The organism is Halorubrum sp. C191 (genome assembly GCF_002727095.1).
Taxonomy (GTDB): domain Archaea; phylum Halobacteriota; class Halobacteria; order Halobacteriales; family Haloferacaceae; genus Halorubrum; species Halorubrum ezzemoulense.
Window position 1 is genome coordinate 1 of record NZ_NHNZ01000217.1, and the last position, 14,420, is coordinate 14,420.

Here is a 14,420-nt window from a genome sequence, read left to right on the forward strand (position 1 = left end):
CGCCGGCGCCGAGCGACGGGTCGGTGACCCAGACGAATCCCCCGTCGCCGACCCCCTCCGAGAAGTCGGTCGTCCAGACGAATCCCCCGTCGCCGGCGCCGGCGGTCAGCTCCCCGCTCGGGACGAACCGGCCGGTGCTCTCGTCGGCCGCGACCCCGGCGAGCCAGCGGAACCCGTCCGTGTCCGACGCGTCGACGAGCCGGTCGACCCAGACGAATCCGCCGTCGTCCGCCGCCGCCGCGGCGGCACCCGTTTCGGACGCCGAATCGTCCGGTCCGGCCTCTGAGTCCGTCGCCGCGGCCGTTGCGACACCTGGCCCGGCGGCGCCCGCCGCCTCGGCGCTGTCGGTCCCCGCATCGCCGAAGCCCCGCCGCTCCATGGCGCCCCACGACTGGTCGCCGCGGAGGTACTCGATCAGGCCGTGCCAGGCGACGATCGTCTTCCACTGGCGGTAGCCGAAGTTCTCTAACACGCCGTACCAGAGCAGTCGGAGGACTTCCCACGGGGACTCGTAGCGGTTGTAGCTCCACACCTCGCTGAACACGCCGAACCAGGAGAGGAACACGCCGGCGCCGACCGTGAGCAGCAGGAAGAGGAGGAAGAACTCGACGTTGAGGATGCCGAGGTACCACCCCAGCGGAAGCAACACGTAGCCGAACCCCTCGATGAGCGGGCCGAGCGCCTCGGCGGCGGTGAAGAACGGTAACACGACCGTGCCGACGCGACCGTACGCCCGACGGAAGAACATCCGCCGGCTCGCGACAACGGTCTCTATCATGCCGCGGTACCAGCGCCGCCGCTGGCGCCCCAGCGTCCGGAGCGTCTCCGGGACTTCGGTCCACGCGACGGGCTCCGGGACGAACTCGATCCGGTAGTCGACGTCGTTGTCCGAGAGGTGTTCGTGGAGGCGGACCACCACGTCGAAGTCCTCCGTGATCGTGTCGTGGCGGTAGCCGCCGATCTCGCGGACGCGGTCGGTCCGAAACACGCCGAACGCGCCGGAGATGAGGATCAGCCCCTTCAGCCGGGCGAGCCCGAGCCGCCCCGAGTAGAACGCCCGCAGGTACTCCATCACCTGAACGCCCGCGAGCCCGGTCTTCGGGAGGTTCACCTCCTTGACCTGTCCGTCCTGAACGACGCACTCGTTCGCCACGCGGATCGTGCCCCCGCTGGCGACCGTCCGCGAGGGCTCCTCGAGGAACGGCGCGACGACGTCTAACAACGCGTCGCTGTCGATCACGGTGTCCGCGTCGACCGCGCAGAACAGCTCTTGGTCGGTGAGCCAGACGCCGGCGTTGAGCGCGTCGCTCTTCCCGCCGTTCTCCTTGTCGACCACGAGGAGGTTCTCGTGGGTCGCGGAGCGGTACACGCCCCGGATCGGTTCCGAGGGCACGTCGTACGGCACCTCGGCGTCGACCGGGCGGAGCCCGAACGCCTCTTCGAGCCGTTCGAGCGTGGCGTCCGAGGAGCCGTCGTTGACCACGACGATCTCCTGGTCGGGGTAGTTGAGCGCGAGCATCGAGCGCACGCTCTCGACGATGCTCGCCGCCTCGTTGTACGCCGGCACGACCATCGCGACGCCGGGGTAGAACGGGCTGTCGAACGCGCGGAACGACGGGGTCCACTCCGACTCGCGGACGCTGTCCCGGAGCTGTACCAGCGCGAGCACGTGGATCAGCAGGTAGCCGACGTTGATCAGCAGGTAGTACGTGACGATGAACACGCCGGACCCGACGACGAGCGTCGTCCCGAGGGCTTCGAGCGTCGTCATCCGCGCACCTCGTCGTGGAGCCGGTCGCGGTCGCGGGAGATGTCTCGCGCGAGCCGATCGAAGCGGGCGTGCTCGACCGCCCACGCCCACGCGACATCGAATGCGGCGGTCTCGTCGACGGAGCGACCGTTGGCGGACGCGGTTCGGTCCGCCCCGAGGTCGGCGCGCGGCGGGTCGTTCGGGTCCACCGCTTCCGCCGAGGTCCGCTGTGAGACCAGCGTCTCGGCCGCGGTGACCCGCGCCCGCGCGTCGGGGTCCGCGGTCCCGGCGGCCTCGATCGCCGCGATCGCCTCCGCGTCCCCCCACGTCCCGAGCGCTCGGTACGCGCTCGCGCGGACCGGCGGGGTCGGGTCGGCGGCGATCGCGGCGAGGTCGACGGTGTCCCTGACCGCCCGGTTCCACCCGTACGCGCCCAGCGCCCGCCACGCTGCCGACCGGACGCTCGGGTCGGGGCTCGACAGCGACCCGACGACCCACGAGAGATCGGCATCCCCGACCACGGTGGTGAGGTGGCGGACGACGAGCAGCGCCTGCCGCTGGAGCGCCGGCGGCCACCTCGCGAAGTCGGCGGCCGCCCGCTCGAAGAACGGGCTCGGGTCGCGCTCGGCGACGCGGTACAGCGTGTCGACGCCGAACACCGAGAACGACTCCGGCTCGTCGCGGAGGAGCAGGTCGACGCCGGTCGTCGCGCAGTCGTCCGTCTCGGCCGCGTACAGTACCCGAGCGGCCGCGGCGCGCTCCCGCGGCGTCTCGGTACAGTGCGTTCTGAGCAGGTCGCGGTCGGGCGCGTCGCGGAGCAGGGCGAGCCAGACGAGCGCGTGGGTGCGGTCCCAGTAGCCGCCGTTCGCGATCTCGCGGCGGGCCCGCTCGTGGACGCCCAGTGCTCGCCCGAGTCCGGCCAGCGCGTCGGCGTCGCGACCGTCGAGCTCGCGGAGGTACACGTCGAGCAGCGACTCCAGTTCGTCCCGCTCCGCCGCCGAGAGGCCGGCGACCCACTCGTCCCACGCCGGGTCGTCGCGGCCGTAGAGCCGGTCGAGGAGCTCCGACCGCAGTGCGGCGCGCATCGGGACGCGACGTCGACGTCGCCGGGCCGCGAGAAGCGAGTACCCGAGCGTGAGGACCGCGGCCGCGAACAGCAGCGAGCCGAGCACGACGACGGCGAGCGAGAGCGTCCCCGACTGAGGACCCGCGAGCGGACCGTACACGGACGTCGCCGTGGTCGGGGCCGCGAGCGGCACGGTTACGCCTCGACCAGTCGGTCTATCCGGGCCAGCAGTTCGTTCGGGCTGAACGGCTTCGTGAGGTACTCGTCGGCGCCGGAGTCGAGCCCCTTCAACACGTCGGCCTCTTGGCCGCGCGAGGTGAGCATCACGACGGGGACCTCGGGGTCGACCGCGAGCTCGCCGCGCCGGATCGTCCGCAGCAGCTGAGTACCCTTCATCCGCGGCATCATCACGTCGAGGACGACCACGTCGGGGGCGGCGTCGGCCTCGTCTAACGCCTGCCGGCACTCCTCGCCGTCGAGACACACCGTTAGGTCGTACCCCGCGTTCGACAGTTTGTACTGGAGGATCGACCGGATCGTCTCGTCGTCGTCCGCGATGACGGCCGATTTAGCCACGTTAGAAATACGTTCGGTTGGCCACTTTACTTTTCGGCACCGACGCTCGGTCCCGCGAACGATTTAAATCGCGGCGGACGGACCGTTCCCGTATGGGAAGCGAATCCGTGACCGCGGTGATCCTCGCCGCGGGCGAGGGACGGCGCCTGACGCCGCTGACGAACCGGCGGCCGAAGCCGATGGTGCCGGTGGCGAACCGGCCCCTGCTCGAACACGTGGTCGAGGCGATCACGGCGACGGCGATCGACCGGATCGTCCTCGTCGTCGGCTACGAGCAAGAGCGCATCCGGAACCACTTCGGGGACGGCGACGACTGGGGGGTGACGATCGAGTACGTCGAGCAGTCGACCCAGCTGGGAACCGGCCACGCCGTGTTACAGGCCGAGCCGGTCGTCGACGGCCCGTTCGTCGTGCTCAACGGCGATCGGATCGTCGACCCCGCCGTCGTCTCGCAGGTCCGCGACCGGGCGATCGACGACGACCTCCCCGCGATGGCCGTCACGACCGCCGCGAACCCGCGCCAGTACGGCGTGGTGACGCTTGACGGCGACCGCGTGACAGACATCGACGAGAAGCCGGAAGGGGCCGTCGAGACGAACCAGATCAACGCCGGCGTCTACGCCTTCTCCCCGGCCGTCTTCGACGCGATCCGCGAGACGCACGTGGCCGGCGAGCTGGCGATCACGGCGACGCTCGACGACCTCGCCGCGACCGAAACGCTGTCCGCCGTCCGGTACGACGGCCGCTGGCTCGACGTGTCGAACCTGTGGGACCTCCTGACCGTGAACGCGGCACTGATCGGCGATTCCGGGGCGTCGGACGCCGACGGTCCCACCTTCGGCGACTCGGTGACCGTCGCCGACGACGCCGCGCTCGCGGGTAACGTCCGCGTGGGCCCGAACGTGACGATCGGCGGCAGCACCGCGGTCGGCAGTAACGCGACCGTCGAGGCGGGCGCGGTCGTGGAGAACGCCGTGATCTTCCCCGACGCCGTGATCGGCGCCGGGGCGGTGGTCAGGGACGCGATCGTCGCCGGCAACGCCCGGATCGGTCCGAACGCGACGGTCGCCGGCGGCCCGGCGACGGTCGTCGTGGGCGACGCCGTCCACCGCGGCGTTGAGCTCGGCGGCGTGGTCGGCGACAACGCCACCGTCGGGAGCGGCGCGACGCTCGCCGACGGCGCGGTCGTCGGCGACGACGTCACCGCCGACGCGGGGGTCGTGATCGACGGGCGGATCGAGTCGGGCGCGGTCGTTCGGAGGGGATAACGATGTGTGGAATCACCGGCTACATCGGCGACGGTATCGCGCTGGACGACGGAGAGTCGGCCGCGAACGACGGGGCGACCGGCGACGCCGCGGGCGACGGGGGCAGGTTCGCCCGCGTGGGCGGCATCGTCCACGAGGGGCTCCGCAATCTAGAGTACCGCGGCTACGACTCGGCGGGGGTCGCGCTCGTCGGCGAGGCGAGCGGGCTCACCGTCGCGAAGCGGTCGGGCGAGGTCGACAACCTCACCGTGCCCGACGTGGCCGACGCGGCGCTCGGGATCGGGCACACGCGCTGGAGCACGCACGGTCCGCCGACGGATGAGAACGCCCATCCGCACACCGACTGCGTCGGCGACGTCGCCGTCGTCCACAACGGGATCGTCGAGAACCACGAGGCGCTCAAGACGGAGCTGTCCGACCACGAGTTCACGAGCGACACCGACACCGAGGTCATCCCGCACCTGATCGAGGAGGAACTCGCGGCGGCGTCGGGCGCCGGCGGCCTCCTCGACGCGGTGCGAGCCGTCGAGAGCCGGCTGGAGGGGAGCTACGCGATCTGTGCGGTCCGCGATGGCGACGACCGGATCGTCGTGGCACGCCGGGGCAGCCCCCTCGTGTTGGGCCACGACGAGGACGCCACCTTCGTCGCCAGCGACGTGACGGCGTTCCTCGAACACACCCGGGACGTGACCTACCTCGAAGACGGCGACGTGGCGTCGCTGTCGGCCGAGGGCGTCGAGGTCTACGCCAACGGCGAGCTGGTCGACCGCGAGACGGAGACGGTGACGTGGGAGGCCGACGCGGCCGAGAAGGGCGGCTACGAACACTACATGCGGAAGGAGATCCACGAGCAGCCGGAGTCGCTGCGCCAGAGCATCGCGGGACGGCTCGACGTCGACGCGGGTGACGCCGACATCGACGTCTCGTTCCCGCCGGGCTTCCTCGCCGACCTCGAGGAGATCCAGATCGTCGCGTGCGGCACCTCCAACTACGCGGGCCGCTACGCCGCGCAGCTGTTCGAGGACCTGTCCGGCGTGCGCGCGACCGTCGAGACCGCGAGCGAGTACGAGTTCGGCGCGGGCCGCAGCGCCGACCGCACGCTCGTCGTCGCCGTGACCCAGAGCGGCGAGACCGCCGACACGCTCGGTGCGATCCGCCGCGCGAACGCGGCCGGGGCGCGGACGTTCGCCGTGACGAACACGCTCGGCAGCACCGTCACGCGCGAGGTGGACGACACCGCGTTCATCCGGGCCGGCCCCGAGATCGGCGTGGCCGCGACGAAGACGTTCGCCTCGCAGGTGGCGACGCTGACGATGCTCGCGGTGGCGATCGGCCGCGAGCGCGGCGCGCTGGCCGCCGCTGACGCGCGCCCCGTGCTGGAGGGGCTCCGCGACCTCCCCGGTGCGGTCCAGCAGGTCCTCGACAACGAGGACCGCGTGCGTGAGGCCGCGACCGAGTACGGCGACAGCGAGGCGTTCTTCTTCGTCGGCCGGAAGCTCGGTGTCCCGGTCGCGCTGGAGGGCGCGCTGAAGCTCAAAGAGATCTCCTACGACCACGCCGAGGGATTCCCCGCCGGCGAGCTGAAACACGGCCCGCTCGCGCTCGTGACGCCCGACACCCCCGTGCTGGCCGTCTTGACCGACGGCGCGCGCGCCGATGAGACGATGAACAACGTGACCGAGGCGCAGACGCGCGGAGCGCCCGCGATCGGCTGCGTCTCCGCCGGCGACGAGTACAGTACGCTGGACGTGTCGCTTCCGGTCCCGGACGTTGGGATCGCAGAACCGCTCGTCGCGAACGTCTACCTCCAGCTGTTCGCGTACCACGTGGCGAACGATAAGGGCCGATCGATCGACAAGCCGCGGAACCTCGCGAAGAGCGTCACGGTCGAGTAGCGCAGTTTCGGCTCTTTTCGGCGGCGCTTGTTCCGCGGTGTTTGCTCCGTTCGACACCCGGTGTTTGCTCCGTTCGACACCCGGCGTCTGTTCCGCACCCACACCCGGCGGTACCCGAGGCCCGAACCGGCGTCGAGCCGGCATCGGGCCGGTGAACCGCAGAAATCGGCGCCCAGAAAATTAGTCGCTACTCCTCGTCCGGTTCCTCGTCGCGGCCGTCGGAGAGGCGCTCCCAAATTTCCGTACAGCCCGCGCCGTCGGGGACGTCGGCGAGGTGCGCGTCGTCGGTGGGGTTGGAGTTACTCATGTTCTGAGTAACCGTATTAGCGCCCACGTAATAACCCTTCCGGCGGCACCAGTACGTACTTACGGAGCGAACGAGGACGAACGCCTATGGCCGATTCCGGGGAAGACCTCTTCTCGTTGCTCGATCTGACGGAGTACGAAGCCGACGCGTTAGAGGAGCTGCTGCTCCTCGGCCGGACCACGGCGCCCGACCTCGCCGAGGCGACCGGGATCCCGAAGGCGCGGATCTACGGCGTCCTCGACGCGCTCTCGGAGGCCGGGTACGTGAAGGTGATCCCGGGCCGTCCGAAGCGGTACGAGCCCCACGAGCCGGCGGCGATCGCCGAGCGCGCGGTCGAGAACCGCCGGCACGCCTACGAGCGGTTCCGCGAGGACGTGGCGGCCGTCGAGGAAGCGTTCGTCGACGAGTACGCGCCGGTCCGCGACCGCGGCGTCGACGAGCTCAGCCCGACCGAGGACCTGTTCCACGTCGTCGACGTGGGGGAGCCGAGCGAGCGCGAGACGCGGCGGCTGTTCAGCGAGGCGGAGGAGGCGGTGTACGTGCTCTCGAAGAGCTTCGGGTACGTCGACGCGGTCCGGCCGGCGATGCGGGACGCGGTCGACCGCGGCGTCGACATCGACGTGCTACTGTTGAACCCCGACTCGCTCTCGGCGGAGAACCGGGAGCGACAGGCCGAGATCCGCGATTCGCTCGCCGCGGAGTTCCCGTCGGTCGCGGTGCGCGTGAGCGACCGCGTACTTCCGTGGCGCGGAACCTTCGTCGACCCGAGCCTGTCGTACGAGTCCGGACAGGGGCTGCTCATGGTCGAACAGGAGGACGTGCCGAACCACCACCGGCAGGCCGCGGTGACGGAGAACCCGTCGTTCGTGGCGGGCATGTGGCAGTACTTCGACCTGCTGTGGCGCCACGAGAGCGTCCCCGCCGATCCGGACCCCGACGCCGAACGCGACCCGACCGCGGGCGGAGGCGCCGTCGAGTAGTGTGAGCGCCGACTGGGGCGGCGTCGACCGGCGCGGACGCGTCGCTCTCGCCCCGGTCGCTCTCGCGACAGCGAACCTAACCGCAAAGCATTTACTCGTAGTTACTCGACTACCGAGTAACGATGACTGTGCTACTCACCGGTGCCGACGGGTACCTCGGATGGCCGACCGCGCTGCGACTGGCCGACCGCGTCGACGAACGGATCGTCTGCGTCGACGACTTCTCGCGGCGCGACTGGGTCGCCGAGTCGGGCAGCGTGTCGGCGACGCGGGTCGAAGAGCCCGAAGAGCGGTTCGGGCGCGTCGAGAACCTCAGCCTGGTCGAGGGCGACCTCGCGGACCGCGACTTCGTCCTCCAGCTGCTGGACACCCACGAGCCCGACACCGTGCTCCACGCGGCCGCCCAGCCCAGCGCGCCCTACTCGTCGATCAACGGCGAGCGCGCGCTGTACACCCAGCGCAACAACGTCTCGATGACGCTGAACCTGCTCCACGGCCTCCACGAGACGGGGCTGTCGGACACCCACTTCATCGAGACGACGACGACCGGCATCTACGGCGCCCCGCACTTCCCGATCCCGGAAGGTGGCCTGGAGGTCGACCGAAAGGGCGGTTCGGACGAGGTGCCGTTCCCCGCGATGGGCGGTAGCTGGTACCACCAATGTTACGATGACGAGACTGAGATCCTGACGTCTGAGGGATGGACTTCCTTTCCAGAGCTCACGTCAGACCACACAGTAATAGCAATGAGCGAGGAGTCGGGCGAGACGTACTGGACAGAGCCATCAGACGTCCAATCGTACCAGTACGAGGGAGAGATGGTGACTGTCTCCAATCGTCGACTGGATCTTAAAGTGACTCCGAACCACCGGATGCTGGTCGGGACGAGCTGGGCTGGCGACGGAATACAAACCTTCGAGGACCGACGCGACATAATCCGCGCAGAAGATCTTGGAGAAGAGGTTTCCACACCTTGTTTCTTTAGTGGCTTCCCAGACTGGGAAGGGAACGACCAGTCATCATTCACGATTCCGGAGTGTGAACAGAGTATCAATCAATTCGAAGGACAAATCATCAAAATAGAGGAAAAAGAGATTCCAACGGATGCTTGGCTTCGGTTCTTCGGGTGGTGGCTCGCAGAAGGATCGGTTGGAAAAGCTGAACAAGCTAATAACGTTCGGATATATCAGACAGAGGCACAAAAACTAACGAGATTATTCACAGATATCGGTTTCGATGAATCGAAAATAAGACACTTCCGAGATGCGAATCAGGAGTATATCGAGATTAGCGACCAGCAATTGGCGACGTATCTACGGGAGTTCGCCGACGAGCGTCGGATTCCAGAGTGGGCCCGAAACCTCCCGAGAGAGCGATTACAAGTACTACTTGATTCATTGATTGAGGGGGATGGAACTGACGCCGGGCGCGGATGGCGCTACTACACGTCTTCTGAGCAGTTGGCAGACGACGTCCAAGAGATTGCGCTGAAACTAGGGTACGGAGCAACACTCGGACAGATAGATCGAAGTGAAAAGCCGGGCATTCAGACCAAGCCGGAGTACCGGATCGGCATACAGCCGTCTTGGTGTCTACAGACGAACCAGCACGGAGATGCGTTCGATAGAGAACACTACGATGGGACAGTGTACTGCTGTACTGTCGATGGCGGCCTCGTACTCGTTAGACGGGGTGGGAATCCGGTTTGGTGTGGTAACTCGAAGTCGTTCGACGCCGCGAACATGCGGCTCGCGGAGTCGCAGTTCGACTTCCCGATGAGCGAGGTGCGGACCGCCATCGTCTACGGGACTGAGACCGACGAGACGCGTGAACACGAAAGCCCGACACGGTTCGACTTTGACTACTACTTCGGCACGGTCGTCAACCGATTCTGCGCGCAGGCCGTGGCGGGCTACCCGATCACGGTGTACGGGAAAGGCGAACAGCGCAAGCCGATGGTAAGCCTCGAAGACGCCGTCGAGAGTCTCGTGCGGTTGGTCGAGCAGGGCCACTCCGGCGACGACGGGATCGACGTGTACAATCAGGTCACTCGGCCGATCGCCATCGTCGAGCTGGCGGAGACGATCGCCGAGGTCGGCGCGGAGTTCGACCTCGACGCCGAGGTGAAGCACTACGAGAACCCACGTGAAGAGGACGAGGAGCACAAAATGGAGATGGAAAACGAGCGGTTCCTCGAATTGGTCGGCGGCCAGCGTCAGGACTTGGAGTCCGGGATCCGCGACGTGCTCGGCACGCTCGTGGAAGAGCGTGACCGGATTGCGGCCCACGAGGACCGGTTCTTGCCCGGCGTGCTGACCGATGAGTGAGTCGGGCGGCGACGTCTCCGATGCCGGCCAGCGGGTCCTCGTTACGGGAGGGTGCGGCTACATCGGCAGCGCGCTCGTCCCGCGGCTGCTTGATGACGAACGTGTGAGTGAGGTCGTCGTTCTTGACTCGTTGGGTGACGGTTCGCCGGCGCACCTCGCCGGCTGTGTCGGCGACCGGCTCGATTTCCGCCGGGGCGATGTCCGCGATTATGGCGCCGTCGAGAGCGCGACCCGCGGCGCCGACGCCGTGATCCACCTCGCGGCGATCACCGGCGCCGCGTCGACGCACGACCGGCGCGAGGAGACGTTTGCCGTGAACCGCGACGGTACCGAGAACGTGCTCACGGCCGCGGGGAAGTTCGACGTTGACAGCGTCGTTGTCGCCTCCTCGTGTAACAACTACGGGCGCGCAGCGAGCCGCGACATCGACGAGACGACCGAGCAGAACCCGCTCAACCCGTACGCCGAGTCGAAAGTCGCCTGCGAGCGCCTGCTCGACGAGGCGGTCGAGGCGTACGACTTCGACGCGACCGCGCTCCGGATGAGCACGAACTACGGCTGGTCGCCGGGTGTCCGGTTCAACCTCGTGGTGAACCACTTCGTCTTCCGTGGGCTCACCGACCGGCCGCTGACGGTGTACGGCGACGGGTCGAACTGGCGGCCGTTCATCCACGTGCGCGATGCGGCGCGGGCGTACCTCGACGCCGCCCTTGATCCCGATTCGTGGCCTCAGCGCGTGTACAACGTCGGCTCGAACGAGGGGAACTACCGGATCGCGGAGATCGCGGAGATCGTCCGCGAGGAACTGGAGCGCGACCTAGACGTGACGTATCTCGAGGACGAACAGCCCGGCCCCTCCTATCACGTGAACTTCGACCGCCTGGCCGAGACGGGCTTCGAGACAGAGTGGACGCTGCGGGAGGGCATTCGGGATATCGCGAACGAGCTGACCGGTACGGAGGCGACCCAAGCATGACAGACACGACACAGACGGAGACGGACGGTGGGACTGGCAACAAGGAAATCGAGTCGCCGACGGTCGCGGTGACGGGCGCGGCCGGTTACATCGGTAGTCGCGTTGTCGTGGAGTTCCAGGAGGCGTATCCCGACTGGGAGATCATTGCGCTCGACAACGGGTACCGCGCCCAGGTCGATGCGATCGGTGATGTCGAGACTCAACACGTCGACATTCGGAATCGGAATCGATTGGAGGACGCACTTGCCGGTGTGGACGTCGTCTGTCACCTCGCGGCGATCAGCGGGGTTGATGATTGCGATGAGAACCCTGACTTAGCGTACGAGGTGAACGTTACGGGAACGAACAACGTGGCGTGGTTCTGTCGGAAGACGGGTGCGGCGTTGGCGTTTCCATTCAGTATGGCCGTGTTAGGTGATCCTGAGGAGTTCCCGATCACGGCCGACCAGCCGCGTGATCCGTTGAACTGGTACGGGCGGACGAAGCTGCTTGGTGAGCGGTCAATCGAGGCGTTCGCGGACGGTGCGTTCCCGGCACACCTCTTTCTGAAGTCGAACCTCTACGGCGAACACGTCGTGGACGGGACGGAGGTGGGGAAGCCGACCGTGATCAACTTCTTCGTGAACCGGGCGCTCGCTGGTGAGACGTTGACGGTGTACGAACCCGGGACACAGGCACGGAACTTTGTCCACGTAAAAGACGTAGCTCGGGCGTACGTTCGGAGTGCGGAGCGACTGCTGGAGCAGTTAGACCGTGGGGTGACTGGGACCGAGACGTACGAGATTGCAAGTGATGAGGAAATGAGCGTGATGGAGCTAGCAGAGATTGTACGAGAGGGAACCCGTGAGGAACGCGACATCAACGTGGACGTGGAATTAGTCCAGAATCCACGAAGTGCTGAGACAATGGTTGAGGAGTTTGGAGTGGACGTGTCGGCCGCTCGTGAGGAATTAGGATGGGAGAATAGAGAGCGGGTGAATAAATCGATTTTAGAACAATTAGAGACCTAGCATTTGAGCGTCTGACTAATTCTGATAGGAGGTGCTGCCTGGATGTGGAGAGGATATCTGTAGTGAGATATACAAGATGAGGATAGGCGTATAACCCCTAATACCGACATCCTGATCCCGAACGGAAACCCAGAAACCATTTGACCTTGCTCCCTCTGGCTGTCGATAGTGAGAGTATCGGTCGTTCTCTGTACGTACTCGCTGGAAATGTACGATCATTTCCGAGAGGCAGCCGAAAGCGTGCTTAGGCAATCCTACAACGACACGGAACTGGTCATCGTCGTTGACGGGAGCGAGAGCGTGTATGAGCGGGTTGTTGATGACTACGGTGACTGCAAGGACGTGGTCGTCCACTGTAACGAGGAGAATGTCGGGTTGTTGGAAAGCCGGAACACGGGCGCAGAGCTGGCAAGTGGAGACGTTGTAGCGTTCATCGATGATGATGCAGTCGCGGACGAAGAATGGGTTACAGGGTTAGTTCGGGGGTACCAACAGCAGGATGCGCACGCAGTCGGCGGAATGATGGTTGGAGACTGGGTTGCGGGAAAGCCAGTGTTTCTACCAGAAGAGTTCTACTGGCTGGTCGGCGTGACCCACCGGGGATTTACCGATGGTCCGGGCTGGGTTCGGAACACCTTCGGATCGAATATTTCGTTCGATCGAGAAACGTTTCTGGATCTGGGTGGATTCGATACGGATATTGGTGGACGGAAAGGAGATGCAAATCTACAAGGCGGAGAGACGGAACTCTGTGCGAGGCTGGCTACGGAATACGGGGAGTCAGTGTGGTACAATCCTGATGCGACTGTGTCACACAAGGTGTTTGACTACCGGACTGAGCCCCTGTGGTTACTGGATCGTGCATTCTGGCAGGGCTACTCAAAGCGAGCGATGGAGACATTTGTGCCTGAATCTGGTGGTGAAGAAGGAGAGTTCCTGCGTGATCTGATCAAAGACTTCGTTCCCAGTCGAATGAAGAGATTGGCTCGAGCGCCGTCGATCACAGCTGTGATACAATTATTGATGCTGATCGTATTTACTGGGTGTGTCGGTGGGGGATATACGTACGGATTAGTGAGGTACCGATGACAGAAACTACCGGTGTCTGTGTCGTTACTCACCCGCTTAGCGCAGCCGGCGAGAACGCAACCCGAACGTTACTCGACATTCTTAGTGGGATAACAAGCGTCTCACTCGTTACCGCTGATCTTCCGGAAGATTCGACGATTTGGGACCATTACAATGTCGTTGAGGTAACCAATAAAGGAGCCGGTCAATCAAATGTCCTCACAGCGGCGCTACGCTTTCTCCGGAACCAAATCCGTATGTGCCAAGCTATCGCCGGCTCCGATGAGGATACCGTACTCTTCTTCGGTGCGACATCCTATCTCCTTCCTGTACTCTTTTCTCAACTCATCGGCAAGACAGTAGTACTCGAGCCACGTGGCGACGTCCCACTCACGCTCCGACTGAACTGGGAGCGAACGCTGCCGACGGTGGTTGCCCGCACGCTTGCCAAGTGTGTTTGGGCGCTTGAACGCACTTGCTACCACCTCGCAGATGCAATCATCACGTACACGCCTGAGATGGCCGCCGAACTCGAACTCGACGACTTCCAATCAAAGCTTTTCGCACACGGTGCTCGATACGTGGATACAGAGTTATTTGCTGTTCAAGAACCATACGCAGAGCGTGATCGAGTTGTCGGCTTTGTTGGGCGACTTGATGAGGAAAAAAATGTCCGGACACTCGCGCGAGCTGCCCAGTATCTCCCCAAAGATGTCACCTTTCGATTTATTGGTGACGGACCCCTTCGTGGAGAGCTCGAAGCCACAGCTGGGGATAGTCCTCACATCGAGTTCGCTGGGTGGGTAGATCATAACAATATTCCGGCAGAACTGAACCAACTGCAACTGCTCGTTCTCCCGTCACATCCAACTGAAGGCCTACCGACTACGATTCTTGAGTCACTAGCATGTGGAACACCGGTCCTCTCCACACCAGTCTCTGGCGTACCCGATGCCGTCCGGGATGGTGAGACCGGATTCCACCTACACAAGGAGACCTCAGATGATGTTGCCGACGCTATTCGAGACGCCCTTAGTTGCTCCGATCTTGAGAGAATGAGCATAGCCAGCCGACAACTCATCGAAAACGAATATAGTTATACGGCCGCTGTCGAACGATATCAACACATCCTCAAACGTTTGCGTGACGCAGGATCCTAAGCCGTTTTATACTCACAGACATAAATACGTAAACACA

Annotated in this window: 10 protein-coding genes and 3 pseudogenes; 10 read left to right on the plus strand and 3 right to left on the minus strand. The window is 65.0% G+C overall.

The window, feature by feature from the left end:
* The 3 genes from Z052_RS18730 to Z052_RS18740 form a co-directional block, all read right to left on the minus strand.
* On the minus strand, positions 1-1,771 hold a 1,771-nt coding region (locus Z052_RS18730; RefSeq protein WP_099289352.1), incomplete at its 3' end, for a glycosyltransferase family 2 protein.
* Complete coding sequence (locus Z052_RS18735) at positions 1,768-2,835, minus strand: HEAT repeat domain-containing protein (protein WP_094494924.1); 1,068 nt, start codon at positions 2,833-2,835, stop codon at positions 1,768-1,770. The genes Z052_RS18735 and Z052_RS18730, both read right to left, overlap by 4 nt.
* Positions 2,836-3,011: 176 nt before the next feature.
* Entirely contained in the window at positions 3,012-3,392 is a 381-nt protein-coding gene (locus Z052_RS18740) for a response regulator transcription factor (protein WP_049929707.1), read from the minus strand.
* Positions 3,393-3,484: 92 nt separating this feature from the next.
* Here Z052_RS18740 and Z052_RS18745 point away from each other — a divergent pair, with 92 nt between their 5' ends.
* From Z052_RS18745 to Z052_RS18785, 10 genes and pseudogenes are all read left to right on the plus strand, one after another.
* Complete coding sequence (locus Z052_RS18745) at positions 3,485-4,660, plus strand: sugar phosphate nucleotidyltransferase (protein WP_086215936.1); 1,176 nt, start codon at positions 3,485-3,487, stop codon at positions 4,658-4,660.
* A gap of 2 nt (positions 4,661-4,662) precedes the next feature.
* Positions 4,663-6,555 (plus strand): glutamine--fructose-6-phosphate transaminase (isomerizing), encoded by a 1,893-nt coding sequence (gene glmS, locus Z052_RS18750; protein ID WP_099289353.1) that lies wholly within the window; start codon positions 4,663-4,665, stop codon positions 6,553-6,555.
* A 393-nt stretch (positions 6,556-6,948) separates the two neighbouring features.
* Positions 6,949-7,842 carry a TrmB family transcriptional regulator gene (locus tag Z052_RS18755; RefSeq protein ID WP_086215937.1) on the plus strand — a complete coding sequence of 298 codons (894 nt, stop codon included), beginning with the start codon at positions 6,949-6,951 and terminating at the stop codon, positions 7,840-7,842.
* Between the two features lie 122 nt (positions 7,843-7,964).
* Positions 7,965-8,511 (plus strand): annotated as a pseudogene (locus Z052_RS21460) (NAD-dependent epimerase/dehydratase family protein); the annotation flags it as partial.
* A gap of 203 nt (positions 8,512-8,714) precedes the next feature.
* A pseudogene (locus tag Z052_RS21465) lies at positions 8,715-9,356 on the plus strand (LAGLIDADG family homing endonuclease); the annotation flags it as partial.
* 150 nt (positions 9,357-9,506) lie between these two features.
* Positions 9,507-10,169, plus strand: a pseudogene (locus Z052_RS21470) (UDP-sulfoquinovose synthase); the annotation flags it as partial.
* Positions 10,162-11,145 carry an NAD(P)-dependent oxidoreductase gene (locus tag Z052_RS18770; protein ID WP_094520067.1) on the plus strand — a complete coding sequence of 328 codons (984 nt, stop codon included), beginning with the start codon at positions 10,162-10,164 and terminating at the stop codon, positions 11,143-11,145. The pseudogene Z052_RS21470 and the gene Z052_RS18770, both read left to right, overlap by 8 nt.
* Positions 11,142-12,155, plus strand: a complete 1,014-nt coding sequence (locus Z052_RS18775; RefSeq protein WP_094520066.1) for an NAD(P)-dependent oxidoreductase — start codon at positions 11,142-11,144, stop codon at positions 12,153-12,155. Before Z052_RS18770 ends, Z052_RS18775 begins: the two co-directional genes overlap by 4 nt.
* Before the next feature lie 168 nt (positions 12,156-12,323).
* Positions 12,324-13,244, plus strand: a complete 921-nt coding sequence (gene aglG, locus Z052_RS18780) for a glucosyl-dolichyl phosphate glucuronosyltransferase (protein WP_094520065.1) — start codon at positions 12,324-12,326, stop codon at positions 13,242-13,244.
* Positions 13,241-14,383 (plus strand): glycosyltransferase family 4 protein, encoded by a 1,143-nt coding sequence (locus Z052_RS18785; protein ID WP_094520064.1) that lies wholly within the window; start codon positions 13,241-13,243, stop codon positions 14,381-14,383. Before aglG ends, Z052_RS18785 begins: the two co-directional genes overlap by 4 nt.
* Positions 14,384-14,420: the final 37 nt, after the last annotated feature.

Bases quoted from the DNA above. Each gene is read 5' to 3' on its own strand.
- Z052_RS18785 (WP_094520064.1), top strand. From the start codon at position 13,241: ATGACAGAAACTACCGGTGTCTGTGTCGTTACTCACCCGCTTAGCGCA.
- Z052_RS18735 (WP_094494924.1), bottom strand. From the start codon at position 2,835: ATGCGCGCCGCACTGCGGTCGGAGCTCCTCGACCGGCTCTACGGCCGC.
- Z052_RS18770 (WP_094520067.1), top strand. From the start codon at position 10,162: ATGAGTGAGTCGGGCGGCGACGTCTCCGATGCCGGCCAGCGGGTCCTC.
- Z052_RS18775 (WP_094520066.1), top strand. From the start codon at position 11,142: ATGACAGACACGACACAGACGGAGACGGACGGTGGGACTGGCAACAAG.
- glmS (WP_099289353.1), top strand. From the start codon at position 4,663: ATGTGTGGAATCACCGGCTACATCGGCGACGGTATCGCGCTGGACGAC.
- Z052_RS18755 (WP_086215937.1), top strand. From the start codon at position 6,949: ATGGCCGATTCCGGGGAAGACCTCTTCTCGTTGCTCGATCTGACGGAG.
- Z052_RS18745 (WP_086215936.1), top strand. From the start codon at position 3,485: ATGGGAAGCGAATCCGTGACCGCGGTGATCCTCGCCGCGGGCGAGGGA.